Annotated in this window: 15 protein-coding genes (1 of these 15 only partly in view); 5 read left to right on the top strand and 10 right to left on the bottom strand. The window is 72.4% G+C overall.

The window, feature by feature from the left end:
• Positions 1-473, bottom strand: partial view of a Gfo/Idh/MocA family oxidoreductase gene (locus tag BGO91_RS12210; protein WP_290473019.1) — the beginning only. 586 nt of this gene lie to the left of the window's left edge; 473 of the gene's 1,059 nt are visible here — the first part of the coding sequence; the start codon lies at positions 471-473; its stop codon lies beyond the left edge, outside the window.
• 264 nt (positions 474-737) lie between these two features.
• Here BGO91_RS12210 and BGO91_RS12205 point away from each other — a divergent pair, with 264 nt between their 5' ends.
• Positions 738-1,694: an alcohol dehydrogenase catalytic domain-containing protein gene (locus BGO91_RS12205; protein WP_290473018.1), complete on the top strand. Its 957-nt coding sequence runs from the start codon at positions 738-740 to the stop codon at positions 1,692-1,694.
• A 100-nt stretch (positions 1,695-1,794) separates the two neighbouring features.
• Complete coding sequence (locus BGO91_RS12200; protein WP_290473017.1) at positions 1,795-3,204, top strand: APC family permease; 1,410 nt, start codon at positions 1,795-1,797, stop codon at positions 3,202-3,204.
• On the opposite strand, the gene BGO91_RS12195 is transcribed toward BGO91_RS12200, so the two are convergent.
• The gene (locus BGO91_RS12195) at positions 3,201-4,826 is read right to left on the bottom strand and encodes an amidohydrolase (protein WP_290473016.1); all 1,626 of its coding nucleotides are present in this window, start codon (positions 4,824-4,826) and stop codon (positions 3,201-3,203) included. The genes BGO91_RS12200 and BGO91_RS12195 overlap by 4 nt on opposite strands.
• Positions 4,823-6,253 (bottom strand): cytosine permease, encoded by a 1,431-nt coding sequence (locus BGO91_RS12190; RefSeq protein WP_290473015.1) that lies wholly within the window; start codon positions 6,251-6,253, stop codon positions 4,823-4,825. The genes BGO91_RS12195 and BGO91_RS12190 overlap by 4 nt, the downstream gene beginning before the upstream one ends.
• Positions 6,254-6,337: 84 nt before the next feature.
• Between BGO91_RS12190 and BGO91_RS12185 the strand changes: the two genes are divergently transcribed.
• Positions 6,338-6,967, top strand: coding sequence for a TetR family transcriptional regulator (locus BGO91_RS12185; RefSeq protein ID WP_290473014.1), 630 nt, complete (start codon positions 6,338-6,340; stop codon positions 6,965-6,967).
• A 22-nt stretch (positions 6,968-6,989) separates the two neighbouring features.
• Here BGO91_RS12185 and BGO91_RS12180 read toward each other — a convergent pair whose 3' ends face one another.
• The gene (locus BGO91_RS12180) at positions 6,990-8,735 is read right to left on the bottom strand and encodes a glycoside hydrolase family 9 protein (RefSeq protein ID WP_290473013.1); all 1,746 of its coding nucleotides are present in this window, start codon (positions 8,733-8,735) and stop codon (positions 6,990-6,992) included.
• 60 nt (positions 8,736-8,795) lie between these two features.
• Complete coding sequence (locus tag BGO91_RS12175) at positions 8,796-10,235, bottom strand: MFS transporter (protein ID WP_290473012.1); 1,440 nt, start codon at positions 10,233-10,235, stop codon at positions 8,796-8,798.
• A gap of 36 nt (positions 10,236-10,271) precedes the next feature.
• On the opposite strand from BGO91_RS12175, the gene soxR reads away from it, so the two are divergent.
• Entirely contained in the window at positions 10,272-10,727 is a 456-nt protein-coding gene (gene soxR / locus BGO91_RS12170) for a redox-sensitive transcriptional activator SoxR (protein WP_290473011.1), read from the top strand.
• 27 nt (positions 10,728-10,754) lie between these two features.
• Here soxR and BGO91_RS12165 read toward each other — a convergent pair whose 3' ends face one another.
• The 5 genes from BGO91_RS12165 to BGO91_RS12145 all read right to left on the bottom strand — a co-directional run bounded on the left by BGO91_RS12165 (position 10,755) and on the right by BGO91_RS12145 (position 17,058).
• The gene (locus BGO91_RS12165; protein WP_290473144.1) at positions 10,755-11,738 is read right to left on the bottom strand and encodes a LacI family DNA-binding transcriptional regulator; all 984 of its coding nucleotides are present in this window, start codon (positions 11,736-11,738) and stop codon (positions 10,755-10,757) included.
• Between the two features lie 163 nt (positions 11,739-11,901).
• The gene (locus BGO91_RS12160) at positions 11,902-13,221 is read right to left on the bottom strand and encodes an amino acid permease (RefSeq protein WP_290473010.1); all 1,320 of its coding nucleotides are present in this window, start codon (positions 13,219-13,221) and stop codon (positions 11,902-11,904) included.
• 41 nt (positions 13,222-13,262) lie between these two features.
• Positions 13,263-15,365, bottom strand: coding sequence for a glycosyltransferase family 39 protein (locus BGO91_RS12155; RefSeq protein WP_290473009.1), 2,103 nt, complete (start codon positions 15,363-15,365; stop codon positions 13,263-13,265).
• A 4-nt stretch (positions 15,366-15,369) separates the two neighbouring features.
• A complete protein-coding gene (locus BGO91_RS12150; protein WP_290473008.1) occupies positions 15,370-16,629 on the bottom strand; it encodes a bifunctional glycosyltransferase family 2/GtrA family protein in 1,260 nt (419 codons plus the stop codon).
• 225 nt (positions 16,630-16,854) lie between these two features.
• Positions 16,855-17,058 (bottom strand): cold-shock protein, encoded by a 204-nt coding sequence (locus BGO91_RS12145; RefSeq protein ID WP_179700025.1) that lies wholly within the window; start codon positions 17,056-17,058, stop codon positions 16,855-16,857.
• Between the two features lie 92 nt (positions 17,059-17,150).
• Here BGO91_RS12145 and BGO91_RS12140 point away from each other — a divergent pair, with 92 nt between their 5' ends.
• Entirely contained in the window at positions 17,151-17,555 is a 405-nt protein-coding gene (locus BGO91_RS12140; protein ID WP_290473007.1) for an arsenate reductase ArsC, read from the top strand.
• Positions 17,556-17,562 lie beyond the last annotated feature (7 nt).

Here is a 17,562-nt window from a genome sequence, read left to right as displayed (position 1 = left end):
AACAGGTTCGGGCAGTAGCCCTCGATGGTGACCAGCTCACCGATCAGGCCCTCGTCGAGCTGGCCGCGGGCGAAGCGGTGGACCGGCTCGAACCGCCGTTGGAGGTTGACGGTGAGCTGCACCCCGGCCTCGGTCGCGCGCTCGGCCATCGCGATGGCGTCGCCGTAGCTCAGGGCGAACGGCTTCTCGCAGTGGATGGCGCGGACCCCCGCCTCGATCGCAGCCTCGACCACGGCGCGGCGATGCTGCGGCGGAGTGCAGACGCTCAGGATGTCGGGGCGCAGTTCGTCGAGCATGGTCACGGCATCGGCGTACGCCGCCGGGATGCCGAATTCGGCGGCGAGGCCCTGGGCGACGCGGAGGTCGATGTCGGCGACCCCCACGGTCCGCACCCGCTCGTCGGCGCGGTAGGCGGAGGCGTGGACCCGCCCCTGACCGCCTGCGGCGACCACGGCCGCGGTATACGTCTGCACCACACACTCTCCTTTGAAATGCGTCGTCCGGGACCGTCGCGGAGCCCGGGCGAGTGAACCGAACGGTATCCCAGATCAATACCACCCGATGCCAGACTAAGACGATAAGTGAACGGTAACAAGAGCTGAACAGATGTTTCACACGCCCGAAACATGGGGAATCGGGTCGGAACACCCCGAGAGTGCCCGGTAGAGCCTGAGCACGACCGATCCGCAAGCTGTCCACATAACACCACAATCGACCACGCGGACTACACTGTCCGCATGCTGATCAGTCGCGTCGTCTCCGCCCGCACCTCGCGCATCGAGGAGGTCCCCACGCCGCACCCCGGCCCCGGGCAGGTGCTCGTCGAGATCCTCGCCAGCGGCGTCTGCACGTCCGATCTGACGCCCTGGCGCGAAGGCCCGGCGAGCGGCGCCGACCCCATCGCCCTCGGCCACGAGATCGCGGGCCGCGTCGTCGCCGCGGGCCCCGGAGCCGCGCGCTGGCGCGAGGGCGAGCTCGTCACCGGGCTCGGCGGCCCGGGATTCGCGACGCACGCCGTGCTGGACGCCGGACTCCTCCTGCCCGTACCCGCCGGCGTCGAGCCCGCGCACGCGATCGGCGAACCCATCGCCACGCTCGAAGAGGCGCTCTCACGCACGCCGATCGACGCCGGGTCGCGCGTCGCCGTCGTCGGGCTGGGCTTCATGGGGCTCGGCCTCCTGCAGCTCGCCCGCACCCGCGCCCCGCGCACGCTGATCGCCGTCGACCCCAACCCCGAAGCACGCCGGCGCGCGCTCGACCTCGGCGCGCAGGTCGCCCTCCATCCGGACGAGGTCGCCGCCTTCGCGGCGGCGGACGGCAGCGCCGACCCGGGCGGCGCGGATCCGCGCGCCGACGTCGTGCTCGAAGCGACGGGTGTGACGCCCGGCCTCGCCACCGCATCCATCCTCGTCCGCCCGTTCGGCACCCTCTGCGTCGTCGGCTACCACCACGCGGGAACGGCCCCCTTCGACATGGAGCTCTGGTACAAGGGCGCCACGGTCGTCAACGGCTTCTGCCCCGACCACCCGCGCGTGATGCGCGCGATGGCCGAGGCGCTCGGCCACGTCGCGAGCCGCCGCTTCACCTTCGCCCCGCTCGTCACGCACCGCTTCGGGCTCGACGGCATCGACGAGGCCTACTCGCTCATGGCCGACCGCGCGCCCGGCTTCGTCAAGGCCGTCATCGAGCCCTGATGCGGTGACGGGAGCCCGGGAAAAGAAACTGTTTACCAATCACGGACCAAAGCTGTACATTCGCGGGTAAACGCTTTCCACCCACCCCGAAAGGCACACCGTGAACTCCACTCCTGGATCCGCGAGCACCGTCGCTCCGGCCGGTCCGCGCCTCAAGCGCAGCCTCGGCACCCCGTCCCTCCTGCTGTTCGGCCTCGCGTACATGCTGCCGCTGGCGGTGTTCACCACCTACGGCCTCGTGACCGAGACCACCGGCGGCCACCTCGCCGGCGCGTACCTCGTGACCACCATCGCCATGCTGTTCACGGCCGGCAGCTACGCCAGCATGGTCCGCGCCTACCCGGTGGCCGGTTCGGCGTACACGTACACGCAACGCACCTTCGGCCGCCACCTCGGCTTCCTCACGGGCTGGACGCTGCTGCTGGACTACCTGGCCCTCCCCCTGCTGAACTACCTCGTCATCGGCATCTACCTGAACGCCGCGTTCCCGGCCGTCCCGGCCTGGGTGTTCATCGTGGGGTCGGTCGTGCTGGTCACGGTGCTCAACGTGATCGGGATCACCCTGGTGACGTCGGCCAACCTCGCGCTCGTGGGCGTGCAGATCGTCTTCATCGCGGTCTTCGTGATCACCGGGCTCTCGTACCTCTCGGGCGCCTCGTCCGTGCCGAACCTGCTCGATCCGTTCTTCTCGGCCGGCACCCCGCTGAGCGGCATCGCGGCGGGGGCGGCGATCCTCGCCCTCGCGTTCCTGGGGTTCGACGCCGTGTCGACGCTCTCGGAGGAGGCGAAGGATGCGCGCAGGACCATCCCGCGGGCCATCCTGCTCTGCACGCTGGCGGGCGGCCTGCTGTTCATCGTCACCGCCTATATCGCGGGTCTGGTGTTCCCGGACTACGCCCACTTCACCGACACCGATTCGGCACCGCTCGACGTCATGACGCGCATCGGCGGCGGCGCCCTGTTCACGTTCTTCACCGCCGCCTACATCGCGGGCAGTTTCGCCTCCGCGATGACGTCGCAGGCGAGCGTGGCGCGAATCCTCTTCGCGATGGGACGCGACGGCCAGCTGCCTCGCCGCGTGTTCGCCGCGGTGCACGCCCGCTTCAAGACGCCGTGGCTCGCGGTCCTGATCGTCGGCGCCGTCGGCCTGGTCGGAGCGCTCGCGCTGCCGCTGGACGTCGCCGCCTCCGTGATCTCGTTCGGCGCGCTCGTGGCCTTCAGCTTCGTCAACCTCGCCGTGATCAAGCACTACGTGATCGACGGCAAGGAGCGGGGCGCCCGGGCGATGACGACGCACCTCGTCGCCCCGCTCATCGGCTTCGCGCTCACGGTGTGGCTGTGGACGAGCCTCTCGGGCACCACCTTCGTCGCGGGCGCGATCTGGGTCGCGGTCGGCGTCGGCGTGCTGGCGATCGTCACCGGGGGCTTCCGCCGCAAGCCCCCGGTGATGGACTTCTCCGAGGAGGATCCGGCCCCGCTGCTGGAGGCGGCCGCCGACCCGGCCCGCTAGAGGCGGTACGCGCTCCGGCCCGCGACCAGCGTCTCGACGACGCCGGCGCGGAGCAGGGAGGCGGCCCCGTCCGCGAAGACGTCGGCATCGAGCACGGCGACATCGGCCGCGAAGCCGGGGGCGATCCGTCCGCGCCAGTCCCCGTCGCCGACGGAGGCCGCCGCATCCCGGGTCGCATGGCCGACGGCCCGCTCCAGCGGCACGGCGTGCTGGGGCTGCTTCGCGGGTACGGAGGGGTCGAGCGCCGAGGCGCGCGTCGACGCCACGTACATGTTGGCGAGCGCCTGGTGCGGCGCGGTCGGCGAGTCCGTCGAGAAGGCGAGCAGCGCACCCGCGTCCTCGTACTCGGGCCACGGGAAGGCGCGGTCGACGCGCTCGTCGCCGAGCATCTCGACCCAGTTGTCGAAGATCGCCGGGTCGGAGTGGACGGGCTGCATCGAGGCGGTGACGCCGAGCCGCGCCATCCGCTCCGCGGTGCCGGGTGCCGCGTACTCGAGGTGCTCGATGCGGTGGCGGCGCGGGCGGTCGCCGTTCTCGGCCACGGCGTGCTCGATCGCGTCGAGGGCGATCGTGCTCGCGCAGTCGCCGATCGCGTGCTGGGCGATCTGGAGGCCGGCCGCGTCCGCCGCGGCGACGACCGGCTTCAGCCGCTCCAGCGGCCAGATCGGGTCGGCGTTCGTGCCGTTCGCGTACGGCTGCCGCATGGCCGCGGTGCACGCGTCGATCACGCCGTCCAGGATGAGCTTGATCCCGACGACGCGCAGCCAGGAGGTCGAGGGCTCGGCGGCGAGCTGCGCGGCCCGCTCCACCTGCGCCAGGTTGGCGGCGTCGTCCCCCGTGTTCGTGACCAGCCAGTGGGCGGCGACGCGGATCGGCAGCTCGCCGCCGTGCCGCTCCTGCGCCCGCTTCAGCGCGGCCAGGCCGAACTCGTCCATCGCCATGTCGACGACGCCGGTGACGCCGGTCGCGAGGTAGGCCTCGATGGCGCGCTCGACGTGCGCGTCGCGGTCGGCGTCGGTCGTCGCGGCGTCGCGCTGCCCCCACGCGTACTCGGTCGCGGCGGTCTCGAGCAGCAGGCCCGTCGGGTTGCCGTCCGCGTCGCGCACGATCTCGCCCCCGATCGGGTCCGGAGTGTCCCGGGTGATGCCGAGCTCGGCCAGCGCGGCCGTGTTCACCCAGCAGGAGTGGTAGTCGTTGGCGTCGAGGTAGACGGGCACGTCCGGGAGCACCGCGTCGATCATCGCCGCGGTCGGCGTCCCTCCCGGAACCGCATCGAACAGCCAGCCCCGCCCCCGGAGCACGGCCGCCTCCGGTTCGGCCGCGCGCGCCTCCTGCAGCAGTCGCAGGATGTCATCGAGCGACCGCGCGTCGGTCAGGTACACCTGGCCGAGGGCGGCGCCCATCATCAGGAGGTGGGTGTGCGCGTCCGTGAACCCGGGGAGCACGAGCCGTCCACCGAGGTCGACGACGCGATCGGCGGCGGGCGCGGTGTCGCCCTCCGCCCCCACCCAGACGATGCGGTCTCCGGAGACGGCGAAAGCGTTCGCCCAGGCCTTCGCCGGGTCGGTGTCGGCCGTGAACACGCGGCCGTCGCGGTAGAGGGTGGTGGTGGGGTCGGTCACAGCCGGCCCTCCTTTCCGAGTCGAGTGCGGCTGAGGAGAAGATACGTGAGGGCGGCGACGGCCATGCCGACCGGCACCGAGAGGTCCACGTGCCCGAGGGCGGCGGCGATCGCGCCGGTCCAGACGTCGGTGGAGAGGCAGAGCGCCGTCGCGAGCCCGCCGAGGAGCAGGGCGGCGATGCCTGGGATGCTCCACCCTCCCGAGTACCAGAAGCGGCTGCCGCGGGAGTCGTCGAAAAGCTCTGCTCCGTCGTAGACGTAGCGGCGGCGCAGCACGTCGACCACGAAGATCGCCATGGCCGGCCCCGACACGATGACGAGCAGCTGCAGCAGGATGTTCGCGGCCTCCAGCAGGCTCGACGACAGCACGAGGTAGATCGTGAGCGCGGTGCCGACGGCGCCGACGATGATCGCGGAGGGGATGCGGCGCAGCCGGAAGCCGATTGCCTGCAGCGCCATGCTCGACGTGTAGGTCGTCATCGCGTTCAGCGCGATCGTGTTCACGATGACGCCGATCACGAGCAGCGGGCCGACCCAGCCGGGCAGCAGGTCGAAGAGGGCCACGTCGATGCCCGCGTCGAAGGCGCCGGCCTTCAGTCCGGTCGCCAGCAGCACGCCGACGCTCGTGAACACGATGAAGGGTAGGGCGCCGCCGAACGCGGTGGCGGCGGCGATGTGCGACGGCTTGGTCGAGCGCGGCAGGTAGCGCGCGATGTCGGGGCTGTTGATGAACGACAGCGGCGTGGAGGCGAGGATCGTGAAGCCGATCGAGATCGCCGACCACAGCTGGCCGCCGCTCAGCTGCTGCGGGGCGGTGTATCCCCAGTCCACCGTGGGGAGGATGAAGGCGGTGACCAGCAGGAAGATGACGAAGAGGACCACGGCCATGATCGGGTAGATCCGCAGGATCAGCCCGTGGCCGAAGATCGCGACGAGGACGGTCACCGCGGAGACGACCAGCGTCACGCCGATCGGCACCCAGACCGGGTCGTCGAGCCCGATCCGGCGCAGCAGGTCGGCGCCCATGAACGACGACGCGAGCCAGGTGAGGGACAGGAACACCGCTCCGATGAACCAGCCGACGAAGGCCACGAAGAGCTTATTGCCGAGCACGCCGTACATCGCGCGGGTCACCACCGACCCCGACGTCCCGGCGGCCGGCCCGCTCCCGGCGATGAGGCCGGGGAAGACCCAGAGCAGCGACGAGGCGAGGATCACCGCGATGGCCTGCCAGATCTCCAGGCCCAGGAGGATGAGCGTCGCGCCGACGGTGAAGTTGAGGATGCTCACCCCCGGCGCCGCCCAGACGAAGAAGAGGTCGCGGGCGCGGCCGTGGCGCTCGGCGTCGCCGATGACCTCGATCCCCCGTGTCTCCGGTGCCGTGGAGGCGTCGACGAACTCCTCGGCGCCGATCCGTTCTGTGGACATACGGTCTCTCTCCCGACTCAGCATCATTGCTGTTGGTCACATGGCCAATAACCTGTTGGTCAGTCATTCAATAGCATGGAGGTCATGGAGTCAAGCACACCCTCCCCCCGCTCGCGGAAAGCTCCCGAGGAGCGGCGCGAGGAGATCCTGTCCGAGGCGGCCGCCATCGCGCTCGAGCAGGGTCTGGAGCGCATCACGCTGCGGGCGGTCGCGACGCGCCTCGGCGTGCGGCCGGGGCTGATCTCCCACTACTTCCCCGCCGCGGAAGACCTGGTGGAGGAGGCTTTCGTGCGCGCCGCGACCATCGAGCGCGTGCAGTTCTTCCCCCAGGAGGGCACGCCCATCGCGCGGCTGGCCCACTTCGTCCACCACATCGACAGCGGGGCCTCCCTGCCGCTCGCCCGGCTCTGGCTGAACGCCCGGCACCTCTCGCGGTTCGCGCCGTCCCTGGAGGAGACGCTGCGCGAGCAGGACGCCCTCGACCGCGCCGAGCTGGCGGGGATCCTCGCCGCCGGCGTCGCGGCGGGCGAGTTCGCCGAGGTGGATCCGGAGGCGGCGAGCATCCGCCTCCTCATCGCCGTGGACGGCAGCGGTTCGTACGTCAACAGCACCGGCGACCTCAGCCACCCGGCGCAGGCGCGCTTCGTCGCCGACGTCGCCGAGTGGACCCTCGGGCTCGCCCCGGGGAGCCTGGCGCAGGTCGTCGGCGGCTAGCCGTCGCTGCCGCCCGGCCCGGTCAGCCCGCGCAGACGGCGAGCAGGAACCAGCCCGAGTGCGGGATCCACTGCTCGGCCCAGCGCCACTCCTCGCCGTCCGGCGCCTCGGCGGGGAGGAAGGCGATCGCGTCCTCGTCGCTCCAGCCGGACGTGATGCCGTTGACGATGCCGCCCGGCGTGTTCTGGTAGACCCCCGAGTACTCGACGCCGTTGCGGCCGCGCCCCTGGAGCATGCAGGAGTCGAACGGGTTCAGGCCGCCCACCCAAGCCAGCACGTCGGCGTGCAGCGTGAGGAGCCGCGAGCGCGTCGGAGCGTCGCACCCGGGCAGCCGGGAGGCGACGACGGCGGCGTAGGCCAGTGAGGCGATCCCGGCGTTCTCGCCTTGCCACCAGTACCCCGTCTCGTTCGCGTGGGGGAAGAAGAAGGCGTCCCGCGGCTCTCCTCCGAGCGGCTGGACGCGCTGACGGGGATAGCCGAACGGGTTCGAGACCGCGTCGGTGCGCGTCAGCAGCCCCCGGAGGGCGGCGAGCGCCGTCTGCTCGGCGAGCGCGGCCTCCTCGAGGAGCCCGGCACGCCGGCCCTCGTCGCCGCCGGACTCCGCGCGCAGGACCTCCGCCCAGCGGAGCAGCGCGACGACGGGCAGGCCGGGCTCGGCCGCGTGGAAGAACGGTCGACCCTCCACGTCGCCGATCAGCCACTCCCCCGTGTCTGCCGCCCGGAGCCGGCTCGCCAGCGACGCCGCGCGCTCGGCCCCGGCGCGCTCGAACCGCTCCGACCCCTCGCTGCGGAGCCGGGCGGCGTTCACCAGCTCGGCCGCGGCGAGCAGTGCGCCGTAGTCGTCGATGATCGACTCCTGCCCGTCGAACAGATACGCCCGGTTGTGCTCCTGCAGGTGATCGAAGCCCGTCACGGCCGCGGCGAAGTACGCGTCGCGGCCGAACTCGCCGTCCGCGTCGGCCGTCGCGGCGAGGGCGAGCGCGGCGATCGCGAGACCGCCCCCGTGCCGGTAGGCGGCCTGCCAGCGCTGGGTCCGCACGCTCTCCTGCAACGGTGCGGTGATGACGCGTTCCTCGAGCCGCTTGGTCAGCGCGTCGAAGATGCCCGTGTAGAAGTACCCGGCGGGGTCCTGGAAGCGGACCAGGAAGTCCGCGCCGAAGAGGCCCTCGTCGCGCAGCCGGGGGTACTGGCTGGTGCGGAACTCCGGGTGGGCAGCGGCCAGTTCGCGACCGGCGGTGAGCAGCGCCCACGCGCAGAGCGGGATCTGCTGGGGGCTCATCATGCGCGTGTAGGTCAGATGGCTGAGGAACTTGCTGTAGTCGCCCGACGCGTCCAGCCAACCGCCGCGGGCGTCCACGGAGCGGCCCGAGTCATCGCCGTAGAAGTGCGCGGTCGCGTCTTTGCGGTCGATCTCCCCACTCGATCGCTGGGCGCGGAACATCGCCGTGATGTCCGAGACGACGAGGGAGGGAAGGCGGTCCGGCGCGACGGTGAACGGCTCGGACGCCACACGTCGCCCGTCGACCTCGGCGACCACCCGGTAGCGGCCGCTCTCCTCGAGCGCCGAGAACTCGACAGGCGTGTAGCGCGCCGACCCCCAGGACGCGACCCCGGAGGCCGCCCCGACGACCGCGTCCGTCCGGCGGCCGTCGTCGCGCTCGACGTGCACGGCGGTGACGTCGTCCCCGATCACGACCGCCGATTTCGGCGCCCGGCTGTCGTAGCCCAGGTGGCTGACCAGCACCGCGGGTCCCGCGACCGTCTCCATCCATGCCTCCAGACAACTTGAGTACCACTGGTACCAAAACAATACCAGTTGGCTCGGTCGTCAGCGCGGGAGGATGCGCGGTGCCACGATCCAGGCGAGCACGCACAGCGCCCCGGTGAGCACGAACGCCCCGACGAACGGCCACGCGCCGCCCGCCGCGTGCAGCGCGGCGTAGACGATCGCGGTCGCGGCGAGCGCGATCGCCGATCCGATCGCGTCGGCGATCGACAGCGCCGAGCTGTTGAAGCCCTGGTCGTCCTGCGTGGAGTACCGGAGCGTCAGAACGCCGAGCCGCGGGTAGAGGAACCCCATCCCGGCGCCGGCGAAGGCCCAGCCCACGACGACGACCGCGGGGGCCAGGTGGAACACCGCCGTCGCGATCAGGGAGGCGATCGCGACCGACAGTCCCAGCGGCCCGAGCCACGCGGCGGTGCGGCTCGCGAGGCCGTCGAAGCGTCCCTGCGCCCAGGAGGCGGCCGCCCAGCTGAGCCCCGCAGCGGTCAGGGCGAGGCCGGCGAGCGCGGGCGAGAGGCCGTACTGGGACACCAGCAGGAGCGGCACGTAGACCTCGGCGGCGAAGAAGGTGCCCGCCACGAGCGCGCGGGTCAGGATGACGCTCGGGAGGCCGCGGGCGGCACGCAGCGTCCGCGCCGGCAGCAGCGGGCGCAGCGCGATGATCGCCCCGGCGGCCGCGATCGGCGGCACGATCCACTGCACCGGGCCGGTCGCCTCCGCCGACAGCGTGAGAGCGAGGACCGCGACCGAGACGAGCACGGCCAGACCGATCCGGCCCAGATCGCGCGGCGGCAGCTCGGCCCCGTCCGCCGGGCCGTGGACGCCGCGCATCGCGGGGACGACCATGAACATCGCGAGCACGACCAGCCCGACCACGCCGAGGAACACCCATCGCCAGCCCACGCTCTCGGCCAGGAGTCCGGCGATCAGCGGCCCGATGAGCGACGGGACGACCCAGGCCGCGGCGAAGCCGGCGAAGATGCGCGGGTGCAGCCGCGGCGGGTAGACCCGCGCGACGATCACGTAGAGGGCGACCGTGAGCGCCCCGCCGCCCAGGCCGTGGATGAGGCGGCCGGTGACGAAGATCGGCATCGTCTGCGCCGTCCCGGCGACCAGCAGGCCGATCGCGAAGAACACGACCGAGGCGAAGAGCGCGGAACGCGGGTTGCCGCGATCGGCCCAGGCTCCGGCGATCACCATCCCGACGACGCTCACGGCGAGCGGGCCCGCGAAGGCGAAGGCGTAGAGGGCGGCGCCGTCCAGCTCCCGGCTCACCGTCGGCATGATGGTCGTCACCGCGAGCGCCTCGAACGCGGCGAGCATGATGAGCAGGCACATGCCGATGCTCACCCACCGGTAGTGGGCGCTGAGCACGCCGCCCGGCGGGGAGCGGTCGGCGGGCGTCTCGTCGGCGGCGGGCGGAGCCGCGGGCGCGGCAGGGAGAGGGGCGCCGACGGGCTCGGCGTCGGTGTCGCGGGAGGTCATGCCACGAGCCTAGAACCTCAACTATGGTTGAGGTCAATGACTCCGGCAGAACCCGTCCTCACCGTGGGCGACGTCGCCGCCCGCAGCGGCGTCGCCGTCTCGACCCTGCACTTCTACGAGCGCCAGGGCCTGATCGCGAGCGAGCGCACCGCGGGCAACCAGCGGCGCTACCGCCGCGACGTGCTGCGCCGCATCGCCTTCGTGCGCGTGTCGCAACGGGTGGGCGTCCCCCTCGCCGACATCCGCGCCGCCCTCGATTCCCTCCCCGAGGGACGCACGCCGACGAAGAAGGACTGGGCGCGTCTCTCCCGTCTGTGGCGCACCGAGCTCGACGCGCGCATCCGCGACCTCCAGCACCTGCGCGACGACCTGACCGACTGCATGGGGTGCGGCTGCCTCAGCCTGCGGCGGTGCTCGCTGCAGAACCCGTCCGACGAGCTCGCCGCCGAGGGCTCCGGGCCGCGACTGTGGACGGACGGCACCGAAGACTGACCCGGGCCGACGCCCGGGCGCGGCCGGTCAGCGCGGCGGCGCGGTCGAGGCCCGCACGATCAGGTCCGGGAGGATGCTGGCGGCCGATGGCTCCGCCCCTCCCTCGATCTCGGCGACGAGCCGCTCGACGCTCCCCCGGCCCAGCGCGGTGAAGTCCTGCAGCACCGTGGTCAGCGGCGGCCAGAAGTGCGCCGCCTCCGGGATGTCGTCGAAGCCGACCACGCTGAGGTCCTCCGGGATGCGCCGCCCGACCTCGTGGGCCGCGTGGTAGACGCCGAGGGCCATCTGGTCGTTGGAGGCGAAGACGGCGGTGAGCGTCCGGTCGGCGAGCAGCTGCAGGCCGGCGCGGTAGCCGAACTCGGCGGTCCAGTCGCCGTGCGGGACGACCGGCGCCGACAGGCCGGCCGCGGCCAGCTCCTCCTCGTAGCCGGTCCGCCGCGCCTGCGCCTCGAACCAGGCCTGCGGACCGGCGAAGTGGGCGATCGTGCGGTGCCCCAGCTCGATCAGGTGCCGGGTCGCGGTGCGCGCGCCCGCGACCTGGTCGACCGACAGCTCGCGGTCGGTGCTCGCGGTGCCGCCCTGCAGCGTGATGTAGGGCACGCCGAGCCGCACCGCGGCGATCTGCTCCAGCACCACCTCCTGCGGCGCGATCACGATGATGCCCTCCACCGCCTGGGCCAGCAGGTGGTCGAGGCCCGCCTCGATGCCGGCCGGACTCAGGTCGGCCAGCTGGGCGACGGCGATGTAGTAGCCCGCCTCGCGCCCGGCGTCCTGGATGGCGTTGATGCTCGACACCGGGCCGTACAGCGCCGCGGCGGAGGTGGACAGCACCCCGATGGTGCGCGAGCGGGCGGTGACGAGCGCGCGGGCGGCGCGGTTCGGGCGGTAGTTCAGCTCGTCCATCGCCCGCTGCACCCGCTCGCGCGTCTCGTCGCGGATGCTGGCGTGGCCGTTGATGACGCGCGACACGGTCTGGTGCGAGACTCCGGCCAGGGCGGCGACGTCGCGCATGCTCGACGCGCGCGATGGATGCGGCCGCGCGGCGGGCGCGGGAGGCTGCGGCGATTCGGCGTGCTCGTCTGCCGTCACGGCGTCCCCCTTCGGATGTGCGCCGCCGTCGGGCGCGGGTTCCCCTCATTATGCGCGATGCCGCGCCTGCGGCGGTCCGCTCCCGTCAGGCGCCGTCGCGGGCGGGCGCACCGCGCCGCGCCCGGTGCGCCACGACGCCGACCAGCACGGCGACGACCGCGACCCCCGCGGGGAACACCAGGTGCCAGCCCGCCAGCACCAGGAGCCCGGCGGCGAACACGCAGGACAGCACCGCCATCCACCACCCCACGGACCAGCGCGGGAGCAGCACGACCGCGGCCGCGACGCCGAGACCGTAGACCGCCGCCGCGATGCTCGTGTGCACGAGGATGAACGGCTGGAGATCGCCGCTGGCCAGCACGACGACCGAGTACGCGGCCATCACCACGGCCGAGAGCAGCAGCCCGCGCCGCGCGATCGCGCCGTTCTCGGCACCACGGCCGAACCAGCGCGGCAGGTCGCCGTCGCGGCCCATCGCCGCTCCCAGCTTGGAGAAGGCGGCGAGGTAGGCGTTGAAGACGCCGGTGACGACGATCGCCGCGATCACGGCCACGACGATGCCACCGCCCGCGCCCGTCGACACCGTCACGAGGTCGAGCAGCGGCACCTCGCTCGTCGACGCCGCGTCGCCGAGGACGAGGACGGTGACCGTCTGGATCGCCAGGTAGGCGACCGAGACGATCACGAGCGCCAGCGCCGTCGCGCGCGGGATGTCGCGGCGCGGATCGCGGAACTCGCCGCCGATGCCGGCCACGGCCTCCCACCCGGCGAACGCCCAGATGTACAGGCTCATCGCCAGGCCGACGCCGGCCCAGCCGTGCGGGAGCAGCGGCTGCAGGTGATCAGTGTCGCCGTGCGGCACGGCCACGGCGAGCACGAAGACGAGCACCGCGACCAGGGCGCCCGAGAGCACCAGCTGCACCGACGCGGCGAATCGGACGCCGAACGCCGTCACCGCGACGGGCACCACCATGAGCGCGACGGCGATCAGGACGGTGCTCACCGCGTCCCCGCCGGTGACGGCGACGACATAGCGCGCGGTCATGAGCGCGGCGATCGGCGCGCCGATGGGCGTGCCGAAGAAGAACCAGTACGAGACGATCCGAGCCGCGGTCGGGCCGAACGCGCGACGGGCGAACGTGGCGACGCCGCCCGCATCGGGATGCCGCCGGGCGAGAGCGGCGAAGGTCGCCGCGAGCGGCACCGAGATGAGCGCGAGGGCGGCCACCGCGAGGATGGCGCCGGGGCCCGCGACGGAGGCGGCGAGCGCCGGGAGCACGAGGATGCCGGTGCCGAGCACCGCGGCGACGTAAAGGGCGGTGCCCCCGGCGACCCCGATCCGCCCGTGCGGCGCCGTGTCGGAGACGGGCGCGGGCGCGCGCGTGAGAGGGGGCCCGTCCGTCATGTCTCCATGATGGCCCGGGCCCCCGACACTTCGTCCCTCTGTTACTCGGTCAGGTCGTAGACCGTCACTCCGTCGACCGTCTTCGCCGTGTAGTTCTGCTCGACCCAGCTGGCGATGGCGCTGGAGGCGCTGCTGCCGCCGTTCGACTGCCCGACGCCTCCCGCGATGAAGTAGTGGATCTCGCCCTTCGCCACGTCGGCCGTGAACTGCGCCAGGGTCGGCGACGGGTCGGAGCCGTTGAAGCCGCCGATCGGCATGACCGCCTCCTGCGTGGCCAGCTGGTAGCCGGCCGCCGAGTTGGAGCCGATCGCGGCGGCGACCCAGGTGTAGGAGGAGGCGTCCGCCTTCAGCAGGGCCGAGAGCGCGGACCCGACGCTGCCGGAGGAGAGGAGCGATCCCGCGCCTCCACCCGCGCCGCCCGGAGCGGTCTGGGCGCCGGTGCCGCCGGTGGTGGTCCCGCCGGTGTTGGTCCCGCCGGTCGTGCCGCCCGGGGCCTGGCCGCCGAAACCGTTCGGCGGGGTCCCGCCCTGGCCGCCGGTGCCGCCGGTCGCGCCGGGTCCGCCCTGGCCTCCGCCGCCGAAGCCGCGGCCCCCTCCGCCGCCCGGGCCGCCCATCGCGCTGGCCACCGTGGGGCCGGCCGTGACGATCGAGCCGGTGTGCCCGGTCGTGACGGTCTGGATCGTGTAGGCGAAGGGCGCGAGCAGCCCGGCGACGAGGGTGGTGGCGATGGTCGCGGTGCGGAGTGCCCGGCCGCGCTGCGGCAGCAGGAGCATCGCCGTGGCGACGATCGAGAGCACCACCACGACGACCTTGAGCCAGGGGAGCCAGTCCGCCGCGCGGTCCAGCAGCACCCACGCCCACACGCCCGTGCCGAGCATCGCGACGGCCGACACGATGCGCACCCAGAGGCGGTCGCGCGCGCCCCAGGCCGTGGCCGCGCCGATCGCGACGACTCCGGCCAGTGCCGGGGCGAGGGCGACGGTGTAGTAGGCGTGGAAGATGCCGGCCATGAAGCTGAAGGCGAGCGCCGTCACCACGAGCCAGCCGCCGAAGAGCAGGAGGGTGGCGCGCCGGCCGTCGGTCCTGGCCAGGCGGCGACCGAGGACGAGCGCGAGCACGAACAGCACCAGCGCGGCCGGGAGCAGCCAGGTGATCTGTCCGCCGATCTCGTTCTCGAAGAGGCGGGCGATGCCGGTCGATCCCCACATCCCGCCGCCGGTCGTGGCCCCGCCGCCGGTGACGCTGCCCGTCTCGTCACCCGTGAGCCGGCCGAGGCCGTTGTAGCCGAACGTCAGCTCGAGGAAGCTGTTGGTCTGCGAGCCGCCGATGTACGGACGCCACGACGCCGGCACCAGCTCGACGATCGCGACCCACCAGCCGGCGGCGACGATCACGGCGCCCAGAGCGGCGAACAGGTGCCCGAACCGCTTCTTCCACGAGATCGGCGCCGCGGCGAGATAGACGCCCGCGAGCACCGGGAGGATGAGGAAGGCCTGCAGCTGCTTCGTCAGGAAGCCGAAGCCGATCGCCACACCGGCCCACACCACCCAGCGGATGCGGCCCGACTCGATCCCCCGCAGCGTCAGATACGTGGCGAGCGTGAGCAGGAGCACCAGCAGCGCGTCCGGGTTGTTGAACCGGAACATGAGCGCGGCGACGGGGGTGATCGCGAGCACCCCGCCCGCGAGGAGGGCGGTGCGCGCCGTGAAGTGGCGGCGCACCGTCGCGTAGACGAGCGCGACGGTCGCCACGCCCATCAGCGCCTCCGGGAGCAGGATGCTCCACGAGCTCAACCCGAAGATCCGGACCGAGAGCGCCATGATCCACAGGCTGGCCGGCGGCTTGTCGACCGTGATCGAGTTGGCCGCGTCGCTGGAGCCGTAGAAGAAGGCCTCCCAGTTGACGGACCCCGCCTGCACCGCGGCCGAGTAGAACGAGTTGGCCCAGCCGCTCGCGGCGAGGTCCCAGACGTAGAGCAGGAGGGTGACGGCCAGCAGGCCGAGCAGCGCCGGGCGCTCCCAGGCGGCGGCGTCCTCCCTCCCGCGCACGAGGCGGCGGAGGATCGCGCGGGCGCGGCCGGGCGGGGCGTCCGCCGTCGGCATCGGCGCCACGGGGGTGGAAGCGGTGGTCGTGGTGGTGGTCATGATGTCACTCGCTTTCGCTGGTGGTGAGGGAGAGCGGTCGGGAGGCGGGGTCTGCCTGCACGGCGGCGGGGGCGGCCGGTGAGCGGCGGGAGGCCCGGAAGACCCAGAGCCGCAGCAGCACGAACCGCACGAGGGTGGCGACGAGGTTCGCCACCGTGAGCACGACCAGCTGCAGCCGTGCCGAGGCGTCGGGCACGAACGCGTGCAGGCCCAGCAGCGAGCCGCTGGTGAGCGCCCACGCGATCCCGAACACGATCAGTCCCTGGAACTGGTGGCGCACCATCCCGGGCCCGCTCACCCCGAAGGTGAAGCGCCGGTTGGCCCAGGTGTTCGCCACCGCGGTGATGAGCAGGGCCGCGAAGTTGGCGACCTGCGGGGTCACGATCGTCTGCAGCAGCAGGTAGAGCAGCGCGTACGCGACGGTCGAGAGCACCCCCACGACGCCGAAGCGGACCACCTGGCCGAAGAAGCTCGGCGGTCGCGGCGGCGCGAACGGCCGCCTCCCCAGCTCCGCGTAGATCGACTCGACGGGGATGCGGCCGCGGGCGATGTTCGTGCCGACCCGCGCCATCCCCTTGATGTCCTGGACGGCGGTGCTCACGATGTCGACGGAGCTCTGCGGGTCGTCGACCCAGTCGACCGGGATCTCGTGGATGCGCAGGCCCGACCGCTCGGCCAGGATCAGCAGCTCCGTGTCGAAGAACCAGGCGTCGTCCTCGACGAGCGGGAGGAGCCGCTGCGCGACGTCCTTCCTGATCGCCTTGAACCCGCACTGGGCGTCGCTGAACCCGACGGACATCGTCCGCCGGAGCAGCAGGTTGTAGCTGCGGGAGATGAACTCGCGCTTGCCGCCGCGCGTCACGCGCGAGCTGCGGCCGAGCCGCGTACCGATCGCGAGGTCGGAGTGCCCGGAGAGCAGCGGGGCGACCAGCGGGGGCAGCGCGGCGAGATCGGTGGAGAGGTCCTCGTCCAGGTAGACGAGCACCTCCGCTTCGGAGGCGCCCCACACCTGCTTGAGCGCGCGACCGCGCCCTTTCAGGGGGAGATGCACCGCGACGACGCCGGGCAGCTCCGCGGCGAGCCGGTCCGCGATGGCGGCGGTCTCGTCGGTGCTGGCGTTGTCCGCGATGGTGATCCGCCAGCTCCGCTCGACGGAGTCGGTCAGATAGGTGTGGAGGCGGCGGATGGACGACTCGAGGGTCGCCTGCTCGTTGTAGACGGGCACGGCGATGTCGAGCGAGAGGGTGGCGGGTTCGTACGACATGCGCACAACCCTCGCGCCGTTACATTCCCGTGACCTTTCGCGGGACTATGCGCGCCTCATGCGTTCCCTGCGGGGTTCCTATGCCCCGGAGCGCGCGACATTCGGCACGAATGTCGCCTTTGCCGACGCGTTTCCCGACATTCGGCACGAATGTCGTCTGGGCGCGACGGCGCTCGTCGCCGCGCTCGGCCGTGAGCGCGGTGGCGGGCCTCTCGGGGTGAGGCGTCAGGCGGGTCGGATGTTCGACGCCTGCAGGCCCTTGGGGCCCTGCGTCACCTCGTACTCGACGCGCTGGTTCTCCGTGAGGTTGCGGTAGCCATCTCCGGAGATCTCACTGAAGTGGGCGAACACGTCGGGCGAACCGTCGTCCGGGGCGATGAACCCGAACCCCTTCTCCGAGTTGAACCACTTGACGGTGCCAATTGCCATCGTTCTCTGCCTTCTCTTCTGCACGGGCCACAAGGACGACCCACCGCCAGTGTCCCCCAAGAGCGGCTGAAACGCGAGTATTCTGCAACTCCGTGACCTCCGATATCCCGACCGTGCTCTTCGTCTGCGTGCACAACGCGGGCCGCTCCCAGATGGCCGCCGGCTTCGTGCGCCATCTCGCCGGCGACCGGGTGCGCGTGCTCTCGGGCGGCTCCGAACCGGCCGATCGGCTGAACCCCGTCGCCGTCGCCGTCATGGCGGAGGAGGGCATCGACATCGCGCAGGAGGTGCCGTCGATCCTCGAGACCGAGCAGGTGCGCTCGTCCGACGTGGTCGTGACGATGGGCTGCGGCGACGCGTGCCCGGTCTTCCCCGGCAAGCGCTACGAGGACTGGGAGTTGGACGACCCCGCCGGGCAGGACGCCGACGCGGTCCGCCGCATCCGCGACGACATCCGCTCCCGCGTCGAGGGGCTGCTGTCGTCGCTGGCCGGCTGATCGGCCC

Origin of the sequence: Leifsonia sp. 71-9 (assembly GCF_001898805.1) — a bacterium.
Classification (GTDB): domain Bacteria; phylum Actinomycetota; class Actinomycetes; order Actinomycetales; family Microbacteriaceae; genus Leifsonia.
The sequence above is the reverse complement of the archived record's forward strand: the minus strand, read 5'-3'. Positions and strand labels throughout refer to the sequence as shown.

Coding starts and splice junctions, on each gene's coding strand:
- soxR (WP_290473011.1), top strand. CDS start 10,272: ATGACTCCGGCAGAACCCGTCCTCACCGTGGGCGACGTCGCCGCCCGC.
- BGO91_RS12205 (WP_290473018.1), top strand. CDS start 738: ATGCTGATCAGTCGCGTCGTCTCCGCCCGCACCTCGCGCATCGAGGAG.
- BGO91_RS12160 (WP_290473010.1), bottom strand. CDS start 13,221: ATGACGGACGGGCCCCCTCTCACGCGCGCGCCCGCGCCCGTCTCCGAC.
- BGO91_RS12190 (WP_290473015.1), bottom strand. CDS start 6,253: ATGTCCACAGAACGGATCGGCGCCGAGGAGTTCGTCGACGCCTCCACG.
- BGO91_RS12185 (WP_290473014.1), top strand. CDS start 6,338: ATGGAGTCAAGCACACCCTCCCCCCGCTCGCGGAAAGCTCCCGAGGAG.
- BGO91_RS12155 (WP_290473009.1), bottom strand. CDS start 15,365: ATGACCACCACCACGACCACCGCTTCCACCCCCGTGGCGCCGATGCCG.
- BGO91_RS12180 (WP_290473013.1), bottom strand. CDS start 8,735: ATGGAGACGGTCGCGGGACCCGCGGTGCTGGTCAGCCACCTGGGCTAC.
- BGO91_RS12175 (WP_290473012.1), bottom strand. CDS start 10,235: ATGACCTCCCGCGACACCGACGCCGAGCCCGTCGGCGCCCCTCTCCCT.
- BGO91_RS12150 (WP_290473008.1), bottom strand. CDS start 16,629: ATGTCGTACGAACCCGCCACCCTCTCGCTCGACATCGCCGTGCCCGTC.
- BGO91_RS12165 (WP_290473144.1), bottom strand. CDS start 11,738: ATGCGCGACGTCGCCGCCCTGGCCGGAGTCTCGCACCAGACCGTGTCG.
- BGO91_RS12145 (WP_179700025.1), bottom strand. CDS start 17,058: ATGGCAATTGGCACCGTCAAGTGGTTCAACTCGGAGAAGGGGTTCGGG.